This is a genomic window from Vibrio sp. 10N.222.49.C12 (genome assembly GCF_041475025.1).
In the GTDB taxonomy this organism is placed as follows: Bacteria; Pseudomonadota; Gammaproteobacteria; order Enterobacterales; family Vibrionaceae; genus Vibrio; species Vibrio crassostreae_C.
Genome location: NZ_JBFRVF010000023.1, coordinates 44,447 through 61,673, shown reverse-complemented (window position 1 = coordinate 61,673; position 17,227 = coordinate 44,447). Strand labels below are relative to the sequence as shown.

Sequence of the window (17,227 nt, the reverse complement as noted above, 5' to 3'; positions counted from 1 at the left end):
TTTTGTCTGCTATTTGGTTCAAGAGATTAAGAGCAGATATGGGATTCGAGTGGCGGGATGCGAAGAGATTTAAGAGCGGATACGGCTACCGCGATTCGAAGGGGGACAAGAGTAGAAATAAGGGATGAAGAGAGTTAAGAGCAGGAGTGGGGAAGAAGGCTTGAACCGCTTAAAACAGGTTATAAAAAATGCACTAACCCAAAGTGAATTAGTGCATTTAAAATATCTAATCTAAAGCGCTATAACGCTGAATAAACTAGCTAATGATGATGATAAAAGTACCAGCTAAGGTCATCAATATATTGGCTATCGCATAAGTACCCGCATAACCCAGAGCCGGAATCGTTGAGCGAGCGTGGTCATTTACGATGTCCATCGCTGGAGCGCAAGTTCGCGCGCCAATGATTGCACCGAACAACAAAGCTCGGTTCATCTTCAATACGTAAGCGCCAACTAAGTAAGCGAAGAATACTGGCAGCACACTCACTACTAGGGCAATACCTATTACCTGTGGGCCAACTTGGGTTAAGTGCTCAAATATCTTACCACCGGCGCTCAAGCCGATACCGACCATAAAGAACATCAAACCGAGGTCTTTGACCATGTTCAGAGCACCTTGAGGCACATAACCGAAAGTAGGGTGGTTCGCTCGTAGGAAACCAAGCATGATGCCCGATAGAAGCAGGCCAACCGCGTTACCTAGCCCAAACGATACCTGACCGAATGTCATGGTGATCAAACCAAACAAAATACCCAAAATGAAGAAGCTACAGAAGGCCATCAAATCCGCCATTTGGCTGTGGATTGAGATGAAACCAATTTTCTCAGCTAGGCCGTGCACTCGACTCTTTTCACCACTCACCTGTAGGACGTCACCTTTAGAAAGCACGATGTTTAAGTCCATCGGCATTTCAATCTGAGCACGTACTACGCGGTTAAGGAAACAGCCGTATTCAGACAGGTTTAAGTCTGATAGGCGCTTACCTGCGATACTGTCACTCTTAACGACGATCTCTTCTTCCACGATACGCAGATCGAGAAGGTTACGGTCGAAAACTTCTTTACCGTTACGGAAGCTTGGGTCTAGACGAGCGTGGCTATCTGGGAAACCAACCAATGCGATCTCATCGCCTTCTTGCAGAATTGCATCACCATCTGGATGGGCAAGAATACCATTACGTCGAATACGCTCGATGTAACAGCCTGTTTGGCGATAGATGCCCAGTTCACGCAGATTCTTACCGTCAGTCCAAGAGATGAGCTCTGGTCCCACTCGATAAGCACGAATAATGGGCAAGTAAACCTTACGCTGACCTGAAGCGCCTAACCCACGTTCTTGGGCGATTTGCTCTGCCGAGTCGTGTAGGTTCACTTTTTGAAGTTTTGGAATCAAGCGAGCAAACATAATCATACTGATTAAGCCAACCAAGTAAGCCATCGCGTAACCGACTGAAAGGTTTTCGATAATCAGGCTCAAGTCCATGTTTCTTGGTAATTCTGCAAGCCCAGAATTCAGAGCATCTTGAGCACCTACCAATATCGGCGTTGCTGTTAAGGCTCCTGCCATCATGCCTGCAGATAAACCAAAGCCTAGGCCAAGGTAATGACTACTGAAATAGGTTAGGGCAATTGCGGTAGAAAGTACCACAAGGCTCAGAATGAGGTAGTGCTTACCGTCTCTGAAGAAGATACCGAAGAAGTTTGGTCCAGCTTCAATGCCAACACAGTAGATGAACAGCATGAAACCAATGGTGAGCGCATCTGCGTTAAAAGAAAAGCCAAGATGTCCCATGATAAGGGAAGTAATCAAAACACCGATTGAATTACCAAGTTGGAGGCTACCGAAACGAATTTTACCAATGGCTAATCCAATCGATAAAACAACAAAGATGAGGAGAATGGGGTTTTGTTCTAACAGAAAAACAACGTCGATATTCACGGTGGTCGCTCAATAATTGGCGTGGAACACAGGGTAAGTTTGAGAGGTGAATTGTATCTAAATATAAATAAATTATAAGCAATATTTTGTTAATTTACTTGATTTTGACCTTATTCTTATTCCGTATGAAAACTGGTCATAAAAAAGCCCGCTACAGTGAGCGGGCTTTCTATAAATCGTACAGTCTAACGCCTAAATGGGTCAGCTGTTTAAGGCTTTAGCCCTGATTCTCGTTTGAGAAATCCTAGCTTAGTCGAAAAGACCTAGGTTTTCTTTTGCGTATGCTTCAAATTCTGTGCAGCCGCCGATGTGGTCTTGGTCGATGAAGATTTGTGGAACTGTATCGACAGGTTTACCAACAGTCTTCTCTAGATCAGCTTTGCTGATACCTTCAGCGTGGATGTCAACGTAACGGTAGTTGAAGTCATCGCGTTTAGCTTTAAGAGTTTCAGCATGCTCTTTTGCACGAACACAGAATGGGCAAGCAGGGCGACCAAAAATAACTACAAACATTTAATTTCTCCTAAATACGGGATGAGGCTCGTTAACTCGATTATGTTAACTATTCTTTAGTGAATGCCACTCAAAATTTCATAAAACCAACTATGCCTCAATGCCATGGGGAAATAAAGATGGAATTACCTCTTAATACAATAGGTTTTGTCTATCAGAGCAAATAATGGTCACAAAAAGGATCCATGCTGATTTCTGATGGGTATTCAGATTGATTACCCTTAATTTAAGAGTGTGAATTACCCCTAAGAATACGACATTAATCCATCTTTAATGCGACAAGTTGCACCTCGTCAAAAAAAGCGCATACAGAACGAGGCATCTTAATACTGATGCACTATATAAAGGCTAAATTCCAATAACCAAGAGTTCGCAGTTTTGTTCGGTCATAGGCGCAGGAGGCACCATGTTTCAATTTATGACATCTACAAAGATCATCTTTGGTGATGGAGCACTTTCCGCTTCATTGTCTCTCTTTAATCAATATGGCTACAGCGTGCTATTGGTTACAGGCAATACATTAGAGCGCACTTCAATTGTAACTGACTATCTTGATGCGCAGAGTATGCGTTATCAGCACATTGCCGTTTCCGGTGAACCTAATATCAAAATGGTTGAAGAGGCGGCTATTTCTGCTCGTCGATTTAAGCCAGATATGGTTGTCGCCATGGGGGGCGGTAGCGCCATCGATATGGGCAAAGCGTTGGCTGCGGTTTTACCTAATCAAGGCAATTTATATGACTATGTTGAAGTGGTCGGGCGTAATGTTCCTCTTAAAACCAAACCACTTCCGTTTATCGCAATTCCAACCACAGCGAGTACCGGCGCCGAGGTCACTAAAAACGCGGTGCTGAAATCAGGCCAAGACCAAGTAAAAATCAGCCTGAGAAGCCCAGACATGCTGGCCGACGTTGCGATTGTCGACCCAACCCTAACTCATGGAACCAATCTATATCTATCTGGGCGAGGTGCGATGGATGCCTTTACTCATCTAATGGAAGCCTACGTGTGTGGTGAACCGAATCCGTTAACCGATATGATTTGTGAAGAAGGGCTGCGTAAGTTGAGTGGTTCTGTGGTTAAAGCGTGTGTTTATGATGAGCCTCAAGCGCGTTCTGATCTTGCTTTCGCTTCTATGCTCGGTGGTATGGCGATAACTAATGCCAAGCTTGGCGCAGCCCATGGTTTAGCCTCCGCACTAGGAGGTAAGATTTCTGCGCCTCATAGTGTGATTACCGCGCGTTTAGCGCCGTTTGTGATGTTGGAGAACATAGCCGTTGCAAAAGAGCAGCAAAGAAGCGACATCCTAGCGCGTTATCAGCGAATCGCTCAGATAGTAACAGGTAACGTAGAAGCAATAGAAGAGGAGGCAATTTCTTGGTTATCGGAAGTGCTTGATACGCTTAAGTTACCCAACTTGTTGGAATTTGGTGTCTGTGAAGCCCAGTTTGATGAGGTGTCTGCCGACGCGCTCAAATCAGTGGCGATTAAAGGAAACCCTTTGCCGCTTAACCAAGAGAGGCTCGTGCATATTTTGAAGCAAGTATGCGAGAAGTGCAGTTGTAGAGAAGGGCATCATGAGGGAGCTTCAATGAATCAAATTGGGCAAGAGCCAGCTGTCGAGTCGAGCTTTACCATTATCAATTCTTATGCGTCCGAAAACAGCGTGGTTGAGAAGGGCAATAGTTGGACTATCTAACGGTCTTAAACTTGTTCGTTGTATAAGTCATTTTATACAGACAAATAAAAACGGAGCTCTAGGCTCCGTTTTTTTAATTCAACTTGTTCTCTGGTCATCTGTTTTCAGTTCATGACTAAGCAGATTAGAACTGAGAGTACTTCTCGTAACGTGAATCACGAAGTGACTCTTTGACGCGCTTTAGGTTCTCTCTGAAACCAGAACCACGACGTAGCGTAAAGCCTGTCGCTAGCACATCGATAACCGTCATCTGAACAACGCGACTTGCCATTGGCATGTAAACGTCAGTGTCTTCTGGAACATCCAGAGAAATAGACAACGAGCTCGCTTTATCCAGTGGAGAATCTTTTGCTGTGATAGCAATAACTGTCGCACCGTTTTCACGCGCTAAGTTTGCAATCTCAACTTGGCTTTTAGTGCGGCCAGTATGAGAGATAAGAACAATAACGTCGTTATCACTGCAGTTAATGCAGCTCATTCGTTGCATCACGATGTCTTCGAAACATGTGATTGGGATATTAAAACGAATAAACTTGTTTTGAGCATCTTTGGCGACAGCAGAAGAGGCACCCAGTCCGAAGAACGAAATGCGTTTTGCTTGAGTCAGCAAGTCAACAGCACGGTTTACTTGCATCGCGTCTAGACTGTTTTTAGCAACGTCTAGACAAGCCATAGTTGATTCGAAAATCTTATGCGTATAAGCATCTGGACCATCATCTTCTTCAACATTACGGTTCACGTAAGGTGTACCGTTTGCCAAGCTTTGAGCTAGGTGAAGTTTGAAGTCAGGGAAGCCCTTTGTGTCTAATCGACGACAGAAGCGGTTAACTGTAGGCTCACTCACGTCAGCCATTTTAGCTAAGGTAGCAATGCTAGAATGAATTGCAGTTTGAGGGGAAGCCATAATTACTTCGGCTACCTTGCGCTCAGACTTGCTGAAATTTTCCAGGTTTTTTTGTATTTTTTCTAATGTATTCATAGTGTTCACAAGGGTATAGAGAACAACTTGCTAGTTAATATCTTTTACCAGGGGGTATGGCTGAAGCAAATATCAGTAAACACAAAGCCGATGTATATTCGGTTTCGTAAATACTGCTGCGTCAAATAGATATCAAGCTAACTAGCACCATAGAGTCAGTATAAACCCAACATACTATTTACTAATACAAAAACAGGGCATGAATGCTTAAGAATATGACAAACCTCAACAAAATTTTAGAAAACTACAGAATTGGAAGAGAGTTTGAGCAAAAAGAATGCAAAATGGGTATGAACTGACAGCTTAGTTACATCAAAAAGAAAGAAATTTTCAATTTGATGCAACTAAAATTGAATGACTATGCGTTGATTTGCGTAACCAGTTTGTTGATTTTGCCCATCAAGTTTGGTGCTAGTTTAGAGATCTCACGCTGTTCTTCAAGCACTGACGAAAGAATATCATTGCCTGTTAGTGGGTTTGCTAATACCACGCGGAAAACGATGATTGGCTGATGTACCCATGCTTCAGGGTTTAAGCGTGTACGTGACACGAAAGACTTACCTGTTTCACGCTGCTTCTTCTGAATAAACTTAGTCAGCTCATTGAGCAACTCATTCAGTTCGACACGATGTTCAGGCTCAGCTTTAAGCAGTGCCGCTTTGACTGACTCTGGGACATAGCGATAAGTCAGTAGGCAAAGCTCAGGTTCTGAAACCAGCTCGAAGTCGCTATGATCTTTAATTAGGTCGGCAAAGTAGCGCGCTTTGTTGATGCTTTGGTCGATCAGCAGTTCATAACCTGGGCGGCTAATGATGTGCATTGCGGCGTAAACCAGCATTGCCATACCTGAACGAGAACCTTCTAACGTATGGCTGCCTAAATCTTTTGAGCCTTTACGAAGAATGTATTGAGCATGATGTTCAATCGCAGTCATCGCATCTGGCTTCTTAAACAGAACCATACCCGCACCCATAGGGATATAAAGCTGTTTATGCGCATCAATCGTGACTGAATCCGCCAGTTCAATACCATCAAGTAGGTGACGATGATTGTTAGACATCAGAGTCGCACCGCCCCAAGCTGCATCAACGTGGAAATGACAATCGGATTCGGCACACACCTCAGCAATGTCTCTTAGCGGGTCGATATTACCGGTTTCGGTTGTACCAGCCACACCAATGACGGCGAAAGGTTTGATCTTGTTCTGCTTGAGCTGCTCGATCTTGAGTCTTAAATCATCAGTACAAATACGGTTGTCGTTATCTGTTTTAACAGACACTAGACCTTCTTGACCAATACCAAGGACATCCGCGGCTTTTTTCAGAGAGTAGTGGCCACGTTCAGAGACTAAGATGGCAAGGCCTTCGTAGTCGTAGTGCTTCATGGCTTTAAACAGGCCTTCTTTTTCTACACCTTTGAACGAACCTTGCGCTTTTAGTGCGTTGTTACGTGCAACCCAGAGCGCTGTAATGTTCGCGATGGTACCGCCAGAACAAAACGCACCTAAAGAGTGGTTTGCGCTGTGCATCCAACGAGAATAAAACTGGTCACTATCTTGATAAATCAGGCGATGTAACATGCCCAGAACTTGACGTTCTAGGGGAGTGAAAGCTTTTGAGGTCTCGATTTTTACTAGATTCTGATTCAACGCAATCATGATTTTTGAAAGCGGCATCAGGAAGTACGGCAACGCAGAGGTCATATGGCCAATAAAACTTGGCGAAGACGTGTGAACCGAATGAGACACAAGAGAATCGAGGAGATGCTCAGTATGTTCAGAAACAAACTCAGGCTGCTCTGGGATATGAGCATTTGAAAAATCTTTCTCAATTTCACGTAGCGGCTTTTCTTCAGCCACAATATGTTCACGTAAGAATTGATTCAGGTTTCGTGAAAGTTTGTCTTCAATTTGAGTGAGTGTTGAATCTGGGCCTTCAGGTACCGTGAAGATACGTAGAAGACTGTCGAAGCTAACATCTGCTGTTTTTTGTTCCGTAACCATAGCAAGCGAGTTATTTTTCTAATATTGACGCGAGCGGGACAATCTAAACGAAAACGGGAACAATGTCCCGTCTTAATTATGAAATCCAACTTCTCAAAAAAGCATATTAAATGCGGGGTTATTTACACTTAATCGCTTCAAGTTTACTGATCGACTGGTTGTAACGCTGCAGCGCTGAGTCGATTTGCTTAGGGTGACTAAGCAGCTCTGCAAAGGCAGAACGTAGTTCGTAGTTTTGAGCGTGAGGCGTTGATTGGCGGTCATCGAATGTTGTTTTCGCGATTTTACCAAGCTCATCATCACGTGTTGATAGCGTTTTAATGTCGTGTTGCTCAAGTTGCAACCAACCTTCTACAGGTTGCTCTGTTGCCACTTTGCTTGAGTCGTTTACTAAGTAGTAGTGAACCGCAGCACGGTTAAGCTCAAAGTGGTGCTTACGACCTTCTAGGAACCACTCACTCACTTCTGTTAGCTCTGGATATTGCTCAGAGGTTAATGCAGCAAGGTCGGCATACCAATTCAAAGAAGCGTCGATGTACGCATCATATTTTTTTGCTTGGCACTGGTTTGTCTCAGACATTGAATCTGCTGCAAAAGAGAAAGTAGAAGTTGAAGCTAGCAGTAATGCGACGCAAAGGCGTTTCATAGTGGTTCCTTTTGTAAGTTTATTCTTTTTATAACTTTGTCGTTACAGGTTACCGTGATCGTTATTTGTTGAGCAATGACACTTAGTGTCTTTTTATTTCGGTAACTGTATCGGTGTCTGGGCATTGGTATTCGAGTTGCATTCTAATCTAAAACAAACGCTATTCCTGCGATCTAGTTAGCAAGAGATACAAAGAACAACATCAATATCGGAACAAGCAAACTGAGGATAAAGCCACTGACGATAGCGATAGGCACACATCTAACGCCGCCTGTTGTTTGAATGACCGGTAAGGTGAAGTCCATCGCAGTCGCACCAGCATAACCAATGGAAGTGCATGGGTAGCTGCGAATTAGCACTGGAATCAGTACCAAGGCAACTAACTCTCTTAACAGCTCAAGCATGAAAGAAGCGCCACCATAGACAGGACCAAAGGCGTCACCCATTAAGATACCAGCCAGAGAGTACCAACCAAATCCAGAAGACATTGCCAAGGCTTTGAACAGAGGGATATCTAGGATGTAAGCCGCGATTACACCACCTAACATTGAGGTGATGATAATGGTGATTGCGATAACCATACCGTGCTTGTTGAGTAAGATCTGACGAAGTGTGAGTCCGCTATTACGCAGCTGAATGCCGATAAAGAATAGAAGAACAAACAGAATCCATTCGCTTGCGGTATCAACCCAATCAAGGCCAATAGGCAGCACTAAGCCAGCGATTAGCCCTGAACCTACCACTAAGATGAGTTTTGCAGATTCCATCGCCATAGAAGAGAGGGGAAGCTTCTTCTTGCTACTGTCGGTTTTGAGTGGCAATAACTTATCAATAGCGGGCAGTGTCATTAGGTTACATACGCTTAAGCAGACAAAGAAAGTGACGGTATATAGAAGGATTGTCTGCAGGTTACTGCCTAGGTTATCGAGGGCGGCTAAGCTTAGTCCCATTAACGCCAGAATCACGTAGATCAACCGCGATGTTGAGCGGTTGATAAATTCTAATGTCTGAGCGTTCGAAATTGCAAAAAGATACCCCACGACGAGTGGCGCAAATATAAAGATCATCCCTGTAAACATGCTTTCCCCATTGCATTTACTTCATATTACACTTACTTGTAATTTAACAGTGACTTAGAAGCCGCTAGTATTGATCACGTCGCTTAGCTTTGCATTAAAATCATGCTTGCTCAAGTTGCTTAATTTATAAAGCACCTCTGCACCTGTCACGTTAAGTTCAACTTCGTGATCATCGATGTTCTCATCCTTGTTTCTGAACATCAGCAGGTGGTTAGCGATTCGAGCGATATCTAAGTAAGAGACTTCACGCTGTTCGTGGTTATTGATGGTATTGCTGCACACATCAATAAAGTCGCTGTCGAAGCCCCAACGGTTAAGCACCAATTTACTGGTAGCAGAACATTGGCCTTGGAAGATTTGTAGAGCGATGTCGTGATCTAGGTAATTGCCATTTTCGAGGTAGAGGTGGTATTCGCTAACCAAACAGAACAAACCAATATCAGCCAGTAATCCAACAAGCAGCGATTTTTCATGCTCAAGGTAACGGTATTCAGTAGGGGAGAGCTCTTTGAAGCTGTTGGTAACAAGCACCATAGTAGCGCCCAGCTCTTTTGATACAGAAGCGCTCTGAACCAATACCTTATTACATTCTTTACTGAGGTTGACTGAGTGTTTGAGTTGCTCAATAGCCTGAGCCGTCACGATGTCACGTACTCTTAATATGCCAAGGCGCGACACCGCCGTCATAATATCAACACAAGTAATATTACGTCGGTTAAAGACGACAGAGTTAGCCACACGAATGACAATAGCAGCGAGGCCTGGGTCTTCGAGTAAGCACTCGGCAACGTCAGCAATCCCAGTTGATTCAAGGGTACAAAGCGATTGAATCTTCAGTACAACGTTAGGGATAGGAGGAAGTGTTATTTTTCCCGCTGAGATAGAATGTCCAACAAGTTGGGCAAACTCTGATTCTAGACCCTTTAAGAGAAGAGTCTTATTTTGAGGTAGCCAGAAAAACGATAAATGATTCATATAAAAAGTAAAAACAGGTCTGTCCTGCCATTTTACAAGCCACGATGCTGCGAGGCAATACTCACCCGTCTACATAACCTTTAATAATTTGAACCGGTGTATCACTAGGTGTCCAAATTCAAGCATGGTTTGATAGTTTACTGTGAAGTCAATCATGAAAAACCGGAATACTCAATTGATTGATGTGAACTAAGTCCAGACTTATTTTTCTTTTCGAAGTATGATTTATTTAAAGGTGAAAAACGAAACCATAATATTCACCTATAGAATAACAAAATAGATTTAAAATTTTCGCATAACAAGCTGCTTGTCTGGTGATCAACCTAATCGGGGTAATTTGATTAAGGATCAACGGATATGACCGAGACAGCATTTATTAATTACGTGAATCAATTTGGTGAGCATCAAAAACGTTCTATGTTCGGAGGTATTGGCCTCTTTCAAAATGACGCTATGTTCGCTTTATTGAGTGAAGGTTGTTTATTCATTAGAGGTGGAAAATCATTAGATAAAAAACTGACCGATCTTGATTGTGAAAAGTATCGTCATGTAAAGAAGCAGACAACAGCAACCGTAAACTATTACGACATTACGGATCTGTTTACCTGTGAACATCCTGAATTGGATAGTATTATTCGTACTTCAATCGATAATTCAATTCAGCAGCGTAGCTTCAAGAAGTCATCAGCTAGCCGTAGATTAAGAGATCTACCAAACATGCAGCTTACGTTAGAGCGCATGGTTAAAAAGGCGGGTGTGGATGATGTTTCAATGTTTATGCAGTTGGGCGCACCTGAAGTGTTTAATAAGGTTCGCGAAGCGTACGGAAACGATGTTGACCTAAAACTACTTTGGAAATTTGCGGGTGCAATTGATGGTATTCACTGGAAACTATTACAAGAGCCACGCAAGCAGCAATTACTAAAGAGCTGCCACTAAAGAAGTTTACCTTATATGCTTAAGATTACTGTTAATAAATAAAAACCGAGGAATGTCCTCGGTTTTTTTGTTTCTGTCTTAGCCGGATTTCTTAAAAGACTAAGTATCAAAAGACTAAGTATCAAAAGGCTAAGTGCTCATAGAGAGCTTATTTGCTAGGGCTTGAGCTTTAAGTATTAGTACTTGAAGCGAGCAGTGAACATAAGTTGGTCACCGTAGAAGTCGTTAATACGAGCTTCAGCACCTAAAGAGAAAAGCTCTGTAGAGTGGAAACGCGCGTAAACAGAACCTGTCCAATCATCGTTGTCATCGATAGAAACGTAACCACCTTTACCACCAACTTCTAGTTGTGGACCAAGCCATTGGCGAACACCAATGTTGATTTCCATACCGATATCAGTAGAGCTTGAGTTCTCAGGTTGAACGATACGAGCTAGCATTTCACCTGTTAGGTCTGCCCAGTTGTTTAATGGAGCGTGGAAACCAAGACCTACAGCTGAGTCGTAATCGCTTTCAAATTCTGAATCGATACGTGCTATAGCGTGAGCGTTCGGGTGAATGGACTTACTGAACGCACCACCAAATGTTACTGGGCTAGCACCGATACGTGCTTCAAAGTAATCATAGTTAAAGTTGCTCATTACCTGTGGTTGTTCATCAACAGCTAGTGCTTGACCAGAAGCCAATAGCATAGCGGTAGTAAGTAGAATTTTGCGCATAACGACCGTAAACCTATATTAGTGTTAATTCCTTTGGTTTGAGACAAATCGGCAAACCATAAACATTGAGACAGTTTAATCTAACTCACGGAAAAGTAATCCTTTAAAATGTAAAACCTTACTCATTTAGTTAAAAAACAAGCAAATTAAGGATCAGTATGTAACGGAGATCTCATGTTTAGGGCGAATGAGAAAAATAGACGAGCGAATTATCCAAAATTTGTATACATTCGGAAGGTTTTTATATCGGATGACGCTATTCTCAGTATCCATTAACCAATCAGTGCTATTCACCAAAACTGGTGCGTTTATCCGCCATTGAAGTCAGTATGCGCTCGGTATCTAAGATGGAAGTCCAGTTTAGCAATTGCTTGTCGTTGGCAATGACATAGTCAGTCAATTGTTGAGTAATCGTGTCTCTCAGTTGATCGCCTTGCCAAGGTTTTGAAATATAGAAATCAAGTGCAGCGTTGTTAATGGCCGTGACGGTATCTTCCAGCCCTGCTTGCCCTGTGAGCAGCAGCTTACGTGTTGGTTTAGTAGCGTCGTGTTGATTGAGTTCGATCAGAAAATCGATGCCGGTCTTTTCTGGCATGATGTGGTCGCACAAGATTAACGCGAGCTTAATACCATCTTGTCCCATTTCTTTGATTACTTGCTTGGCTTCACCGACCGACTCTGCACCTTCAACCAGAAAGTTCTCTTCAAATATCGCCAAGTCCTGAAGGACACTATTGAGAACTTCAGGTTCATCATCGACACATAAAATTAGGTACTTATTCATGAGGTGCTCCTTCTTGTTTGAATGGAAGCCACACTTGCATGTTTGTATGGCTGCCTACCTCTGACTCCACCAAAATAAACCCTTGATGAGCCGAAACGATTTGTTGAGAAATGGATAACCCAATCCCTAAACCAAAGTTGCCTTCTTTTTTAGTCGTGAAATTTGGGTTGAAAATGGTGTTGATGTCTTCTTTGGCAATGCCGTGGCCAGTATCGGAGATTTGCACCACAAGAAACGCGTCGTCGCCTTTTGTCTGTTGAGAAGTGGTGATGGTCACTTTTCCTCGTTCAGATAGGGCATCGAGCGCATTGGAGATAAGGTTGGTCCACACTTGTTGCAGCGAGAGCGACTGGCACAATAAAGGCGGTAAGTCGGTATCGTAATGCTTTTCGAGTTGGTGGTGTTTAAGCCTGTTTTCGAAGATCACTAAGGTATCTTCAAGCCCTTCGTGGATATCTGTGTAGTGGCGAACTTCTTCATCTTCTCTAGCATAGCTTTTTAAGCTTTTGACCATATCGGCAATACGCTTGCTGCACACTTGAATTGAGCGGATAGAGTTTCCAACATAATGGTAATGCTCTAAGTCATTGAGCAGCTCTTTGCCTGCGACAGGGGACGCCTTTAATGTGTTTAGAACCGTAGAGTCTTGGCTTAGGTTTAGTTTCACGGCTTTTTTTGCTAAAGCACGGTCATTAATCGTCGACGTAAGATGCTTTACGAGCTGTCTTTCTTGGGCTGTTGATAGTGGCTTAGCTAACTTTGAATGTGCCAGTACGTCAGTCCCTTTATTGGACTCTGGAACGGATAGGTTTGCCAATATTTGGTCGAGATGGTCTGACAGAGTTTCGATGCTTCTTAATATGGCAGCAATCGGGTTATTCAGCTCATGTGCGACTCCCGCGACTAGCTGCCCGAGCATCGCCATTTTCTCTTTCTCGATCAGTTGTTGATGTGCAGACTCTAATGATTCTAGTGTCTGCTGCAGTTTGATCTTATTGGTGATGCTGCGTTGCAAACGTCGATTAAAATGACGGAGCAATAGATTGGTAAATAAAGGCAGCAGGGTATTGTTTGAATGCATCACCTGAGCAAAGCTATCTTTATCCAGTTTGATAACGCGAGTCTGCGTTAGGGTGATCGCCGTAGAAAACGAAGGCTCGCCTGTTACAAATGACATCCCGCCAACAATGTTCCCTTTGGAGTGACGTACCACTTCCCGCTGTTGCCCAAGTTCATCTTTCTTATAAAGAGCTGCTTCACCCTCAATGATCAGCCATAAAAAGCGATTGTCTTCGCCTTCCACAGTGAGTAGATGCTCAGGGGAATAGTCACGAATGGCCTTAGTTTTGTCATCTTTTGAAAACACATCTTGTAAGGCACTGACGACACGTTCTGCAAGGGCATTATCCGAAAGCTGGTGGTAATCGTGAATGAAACCCGATTGGAAAGAGTGAATCTTTTGCTCAATGTGCGCTCTGAGTAAGCGTTGTTGATCCAATGCATCGCTGTAAGAGAGCAGGTTTTCTGAGTCGTATTGGATAACAAAAGAGGTCAGCTCTTTTTGCGCTGATTTGAACAGAACCTGATCTTGAACCGGTTTGGTTAAACAGTGGTTGAGCCTACCTTCATTCACAGCGGTTAAAATGGATTGAATGTCTGACGAAGCGCTGACTAATATCGTTCTTGCGGTATTACTATGGGGCAGCTGTTGAAGTTCAATCAGGAATTGCACGCCATTAAATTCAGAATGATGATGAGTGATCACCAAGGCAACGGTTTGGTTGTGATCATGAATATCTTCTAATGCGTGATGTGCGTCTTCTATGTTCTCGGCAGTATAAATATCGAATACAGAAGCCAACGGAGCCAGCTCCGAACGTATTCTTTCAATGCTAACCGGATTATTGTCCAAACAGATAACAGCGTATTGATTCACAGCTCAACCTTAATAGTAGCGACGTCTTTAGCCTAGCAAGAACCGCCGAATAAGGATGAGAGCTAGCCGTTAATTTATTGAGGCAATCGAAGTATCGAGCAATAGACTGATTTAACTCAATGTTTCTTGTTTGCTACTGATGGGTTAGACTAAAAAAAATAGACACGTGTAGAAAGAGAACTCATGGAACAGTTAAGAAAAATTGGTGCTATTGGCGGAGCAATCTCACTGGCACTTTGTTGGCCGCTAGCGGTTGGGCAAATTGGACAAAATGCGATTACCGATGGCGTTGCAAAGCTTAACAATTCAAGCATTCAAGCTGAGATCGTGGAATACGATAGAGGTTACTTGTCTTCCAACGTAACCACTCGTTTAACTGTGACGGATGAAAACCTGAAAGAGCAACTTGCGATTGATGGGTTGCCGAGTGAGTTTGTCATAAATAGTGCGGTTAGCCATGGTTTGGTGAGTCTAAATGCACTGTCGACGTTTGAGAATACCGATATTCTGCCTTTAACTCTGACCACTAGTACTGAGCTAAACGGCAACACTGACTTTAACTTTGAGTTAAGCCAGTTCAATCACCAAGGTTCTGATGAGAATGGGACTTCGGTCTCGATCACTAAATCGAATCTTTCTGGCCATGCGACTGTTTTAGGCCAAGTTGATTACGAGCTTTCAATCCCTTCAGTTCAAATTGATTTTGAAACCGGTGAAGAGGTAACGCTGTCTAATCTGAAAGGTGTGGGTTCAGGCCAACAAGCGAAAGGCTACTGGTTAGGTACTCAGAATTTTACTATTGATAGCTTCTTGATTTCAGATTCTGCAATGCAGCCATTCATGACCATCGAAAACTCTAAGTACGATTTTGAATCGCATCTAGATGAAGCGACTAAGCGCTTGAGCAGCAGTCTTAAGTTGGATGTCGCCAATATTGAGACCAACGAAGGCCAGTTGAACAATCTAAACGTCGATTTTGAAATGTCGAAACTGGACAGCCAGTCGTTTGAGAAAATCTTTGAAATTTACCAGGCGAATCCTGTTCTGACACAAGAAGATGTGGCTGAGATCATTCCGTTCATCGACGTACTGTTTGCTAAAGGCTTCGACCTTTCAATGAACAATATGTCGTTAGAATTAGGCAAGGGTCAGTTTGAATCTAAATGGTTGGTGAGCGTACCGGAAGGGACCGAAAACATCAGCAGTAACCCTTCAATGATTGTTCCTGCATTAACAGGTAATGTTCAATCTAGCTTCTCAAATGAGCTTGTTGAAGAATACCCTTTTATCCGTGAAGGTATCGACGAATTGATCGTGATGGAAATGATCAAGCAAACAGAAAGTGGTTATGAAATCACGGCTGACCTAGAGAATGGAAATCTAGTGTTTGAAAATGGACAAGAAATTCCATTAATTGCACTGCTTATGCCGGCTTTTGTTCAATAAAAAGAGTCGGGCTTAATACTGATAGGGCGATCTAACGGGTTAAGTTAAACATTTTGTACGGTACGAAACAAAAGAGGTCTTAAGACCTCTTTTGTTGTTTTTATGTTGGGTAAAACATGGTATTACTTGCATAGTTATTATTTAGCAGGAGCAATTATCCCCATGGAACTTACATTAGATAACGTATTCAACTTTAGTGCTGGCCCAGCGGCACTGCCTAAACCGGTAATGAAACAAGCGCAAGCAGACTTCATTGATTGGAATGGTTTAGGCACTTCCGTGATGGAAATCAGCCATCGCAGCAAGGAATTTATTCAAGTTGCTGACGAGTCCGAACAGGACCTACGTGATCTTCTGAACATCCCAGACAACTACCAAGTTCTTTTCTGTCAGGGGGGCGCTCGTGCTCAATTCGCTGCTGTTCCTCTAAACCTTTTAGGTGATGCGACGAAAGCGACTTACATTGATGCGGGTTACTGGGCAGAAAGTGCAGTGACTGAAGCGAGCAAATATTGCGAAATCGATGTATTCAACGCGAAGACGTCAATTGATGGTAAAGCAGCGGTTGTTCCAGCTAAAAATTGGAAAATTGACCCGGAAGCTGCGTATGTACATTTCTGTCCGAATGAAACCATCGATGGTATTGAAATCAGCGAGCTTCCTCAAACGGATAAGCCAATCGTAGCGGATATGTCATCTAACATTCTGTCTCGTAAGATTGATGTGTCTCAGTACGGTGTTATCTACGCGGGCGCGCAAAAGAATATCGGCCCTGCGGGTATCTGCATTGCAATCGTACGTGATGATCTACTCGAACTCGCAAACGACGTGTTGCCGAGTATTCTGAACTACAAAGTACTTGCTGAAAAAGACTCAATGTTCAACACACCACCAACGTACGCTTGGTACCTATCAGGCCTTGTGTTCAAGTGGCTGAAAGCTCAAGGTGGCGTTGAAGCGATGGAGTTGGTGAACAAAGAGAAAGCAGCGCTGCTTTACGATGCAATCGATAGCTCAGCTTTCTACAAAAACGATGTTCACACTGCAAACCGTTCTAGAATGAACGTGCCGTTCCAACTGGCGAAACCTGAGTTAGATGGCAAGTTCCTAGAATTGGCTGATGCTGCAGGTCTGAAATCACTGAAAGGGCATAGAGCAGTAGGTGGAATGAGAGCTTCACTTTACAACGCAATGTCTCTGGAAGGCGTTCAAGCGCTGGTTAGCTTCATGAAAGATTTCGAAGAGAAATACGCTTAATCGATGATAGGGCTTTGACTGATAAATTGCTTATTTGATTTTTATTGTGTCGAATGCACCGAACGAGATAGATGCCGCTTTTGCGGCATTTTTTTTGTCGTTAATAATAAAGGGTATGGTATGTTGATTTATTGTAAGAACAGTCATCCAGAGATATGACGGATGTATCAGAATGAGCAGACCTTTCTCTTAAAGCGAGAGTATCAACTGTTATTTAGGCACTTTTTACTATATAACGTGTCGCCCAAAGCTAGGTCTCTAATCATGAGCAGTGAGCGATAAGCCGCATCGCCCGGTTTATTGATGGGCGATTA

General features: G+C 43.1%; 14 protein-coding genes. 4 read left to right on the top strand and 10 right to left on the bottom strand.

Annotation, left to right across the window (positions count from 1 at the left end):
- Window positions 1-256: 256 nt before the first annotated feature.
- Window positions 257-1,939, bottom strand: coding sequence for an aspartate:alanine antiporter (locus AB4583_RS08180; RefSeq protein ID WP_017060395.1), 1,683 nt, complete (start codon window positions 1,937-1,939; stop codon window positions 257-259).
- 249 nt (window positions 1,940-2,188) lie between these two features.
- Window positions 2,189-2,452 (bottom strand): GrxA family glutaredoxin, encoded by a 264-nt coding sequence (locus AB4583_RS08175; protein WP_009847069.1) that lies wholly within the window; start codon window positions 2,450-2,452, stop codon window positions 2,189-2,191.
- A gap of 406 nt (window positions 2,453-2,858) precedes the next feature.
- Here AB4583_RS08175 and AB4583_RS08170 point away from each other — a divergent pair, with 406 nt between their 5' ends.
- On the top strand, window positions 2,859-4,151 hold the full coding sequence (locus AB4583_RS08170) for an iron-containing alcohol dehydrogenase (RefSeq protein WP_017060396.1): 1,293 nt from the start codon (window positions 2,859-2,861) through the stop codon (window positions 4,149-4,151).
- 124 nt (window positions 4,152-4,275) lie between these two features.
- Here AB4583_RS08170 and AB4583_RS08165 read toward each other — a convergent pair whose 3' ends face one another.
- From AB4583_RS08165 to AB4583_RS08145, 5 genes are all read right to left on the bottom strand, one after another.
- The gene (locus AB4583_RS08165) at window positions 4,276-5,130 is read right to left on the bottom strand and encodes a MurR/RpiR family transcriptional regulator (protein WP_004734686.1); all 855 of its coding nucleotides are present in this window, start codon (window positions 5,128-5,130) and stop codon (window positions 4,276-4,278) included.
- 358 nt (window positions 5,131-5,488) lie between these two features.
- Window positions 5,489-7,132 (bottom strand): pyridoxal-dependent aspartate 1-decarboxylase PanP, encoded by a 1,644-nt coding sequence (gene panP / locus AB4583_RS08160; RefSeq protein WP_017068759.1) that lies wholly within the window; start codon window positions 7,130-7,132, stop codon window positions 5,489-5,491.
- A gap of 118 nt (window positions 7,133-7,250) precedes the next feature.
- Complete coding sequence (locus AB4583_RS08155) at window positions 7,251-7,778, bottom strand: hypothetical protein (RefSeq protein ID WP_017066066.1); 528 nt, start codon at window positions 7,776-7,778, stop codon at window positions 7,251-7,253.
- Between the two features lie 173 nt (window positions 7,779-7,951).
- Window positions 7,952-8,857, bottom strand: a complete 906-nt coding sequence (locus tag AB4583_RS08150) for a lysine exporter LysO family protein (RefSeq protein WP_029235593.1) — start codon at window positions 8,855-8,857, stop codon at window positions 7,952-7,954.
- A gap of 54 nt (window positions 8,858-8,911) precedes the next feature.
- Complete coding sequence (locus AB4583_RS08145; protein WP_017066065.1) at window positions 8,912-9,832, bottom strand: HDOD domain-containing protein; 921 nt, start codon at window positions 9,830-9,832, stop codon at window positions 8,912-8,914.
- Between the two features lie 357 nt (window positions 9,833-10,189).
- Between AB4583_RS08145 and AB4583_RS08140 the strand changes: the two genes are divergently transcribed.
- Complete coding sequence (locus AB4583_RS08140) at window positions 10,190-10,771, top strand: TfoX/Sxy family DNA transformation protein (RefSeq protein ID WP_017060401.1); 582 nt, start codon at window positions 10,190-10,192, stop codon at window positions 10,769-10,771.
- 176 nt (window positions 10,772-10,947) lie between these two features.
- Here the strand turns inward: AB4583_RS08140 and AB4583_RS08135 are convergent, their stop codons facing one another.
- The 3 genes from AB4583_RS08135 to AB4583_RS08125 all read right to left on the bottom strand — a co-directional run bounded on the left by AB4583_RS08135 (window position 10,948) and on the right by AB4583_RS08125 (window position 14,210).
- On the bottom strand, window positions 10,948-11,490 hold the full coding sequence (locus AB4583_RS08135; RefSeq protein ID WP_017065409.1) for a hypothetical protein: 543 nt from the start codon (window positions 11,488-11,490) through the stop codon (window positions 10,948-10,950).
- A 286-nt stretch (window positions 11,491-11,776) separates the two neighbouring features.
- Complete coding sequence (locus AB4583_RS08130) at window positions 11,777-12,274, bottom strand: response regulator (RefSeq protein ID WP_017068761.1); 498 nt, start codon at window positions 12,272-12,274, stop codon at window positions 11,777-11,779.
- Window positions 12,267-14,210: an ATP-binding protein gene (locus AB4583_RS08125; RefSeq protein WP_372116991.1), complete on the bottom strand. Its 1,944-nt coding sequence runs from the start codon at window positions 14,208-14,210 to the stop codon at window positions 12,267-12,269. The genes AB4583_RS08130 and AB4583_RS08125 overlap by 8 nt, the downstream gene beginning before the upstream one ends.
- 183 nt (window positions 14,211-14,393) lie before the next feature.
- On the opposite strand from AB4583_RS08125, the gene AB4583_RS08120 reads away from it, so the two are divergent.
- Both AB4583_RS08120 and serC read left to right on the top strand, forming a co-directional pair.
- Window positions 14,394-15,656, top strand: coding sequence for a DUF945 family protein (locus AB4583_RS08120; protein WP_372116990.1), 1,263 nt, complete (start codon window positions 14,394-14,396; stop codon window positions 15,654-15,656).
- A gap of 162 nt (window positions 15,657-15,818) precedes the next feature.
- Window positions 15,819-16,913: a 3-phosphoserine/phosphohydroxythreonine transaminase gene (serC, locus tag AB4583_RS08115; protein ID WP_372116988.1), complete on the top strand. Its 1,095-nt coding sequence runs from the start codon at window positions 15,819-15,821 to the stop codon at window positions 16,911-16,913.
- The last annotated feature ends 314 nt before the right edge of the window (window positions 16,914-17,227 follow it).

Excerpts from the sequence above, each read along its gene's own strand:
- AB4583_RS08175 (WP_009847069.1), bottom strand. The coding sequence starts at position 2,452 with ATGTTTGTAGTTATTTTTGGTCGCCCTGCTTGCCCATTCTGTGTTCGT.
- AB4583_RS08170 (WP_017060396.1), top strand. The coding sequence starts at position 2,859 with ATGTTTCAATTTATGACATCTACAAAGATCATCTTTGGTGATGGAGCA.
- AB4583_RS08165 (WP_004734686.1), bottom strand. The coding sequence starts at position 5,130 with ATGAATACATTAGAAAAAATACAAAAAAACCTGGAAAATTTCAGCAAG.
- panP (WP_017068759.1), bottom strand. The coding sequence starts at position 7,132 with ATGGTTACGGAACAAAAAACAGCAGATGTTAGCTTCGACAGTCTTCTA.
- AB4583_RS08155 (WP_017066066.1), bottom strand. The coding sequence starts at position 7,778 with ATGAAACGCCTTTGCGTCGCATTACTGCTAGCTTCAACTTCTACTTTC.
- AB4583_RS08150 (WP_029235593.1), bottom strand. The coding sequence starts at position 8,857 with ATGTTTACAGGGATGATCTTTATATTTGCGCCACTCGTCGTGGGGTAT.
- AB4583_RS08145 (WP_017066065.1), bottom strand. The coding sequence starts at position 9,832 with ATGAATCATTTATCGTTTTTCTGGCTACCTCAAAATAAGACTCTTCTC.
- AB4583_RS08140 (WP_017060401.1), top strand. The coding sequence starts at position 10,190 with ATGACCGAGACAGCATTTATTAATTACGTGAATCAATTTGGTGAGCAT.
- AB4583_RS08135 (WP_017065409.1), bottom strand. The coding sequence starts at position 11,490 with ATGCGCAAAATTCTACTTACTACCGCTATGCTATTGGCTTCTGGTCAA.
- AB4583_RS08130 (WP_017068761.1), bottom strand. The coding sequence starts at position 12,274 with ATGAATAAGTACCTAATTTTATGTGTCGATGATGAACCTGAAGTTCTC.
- AB4583_RS08120 (WP_372116990.1), top strand. The coding sequence starts at position 14,394 with ATGGAACAGTTAAGAAAAATTGGTGCTATTGGCGGAGCAATCTCACTG.
- serC (WP_372116988.1), top strand. The coding sequence starts at position 15,819 with ATGGAACTTACATTAGATAACGTATTCAACTTTAGTGCTGGCCCAGCG.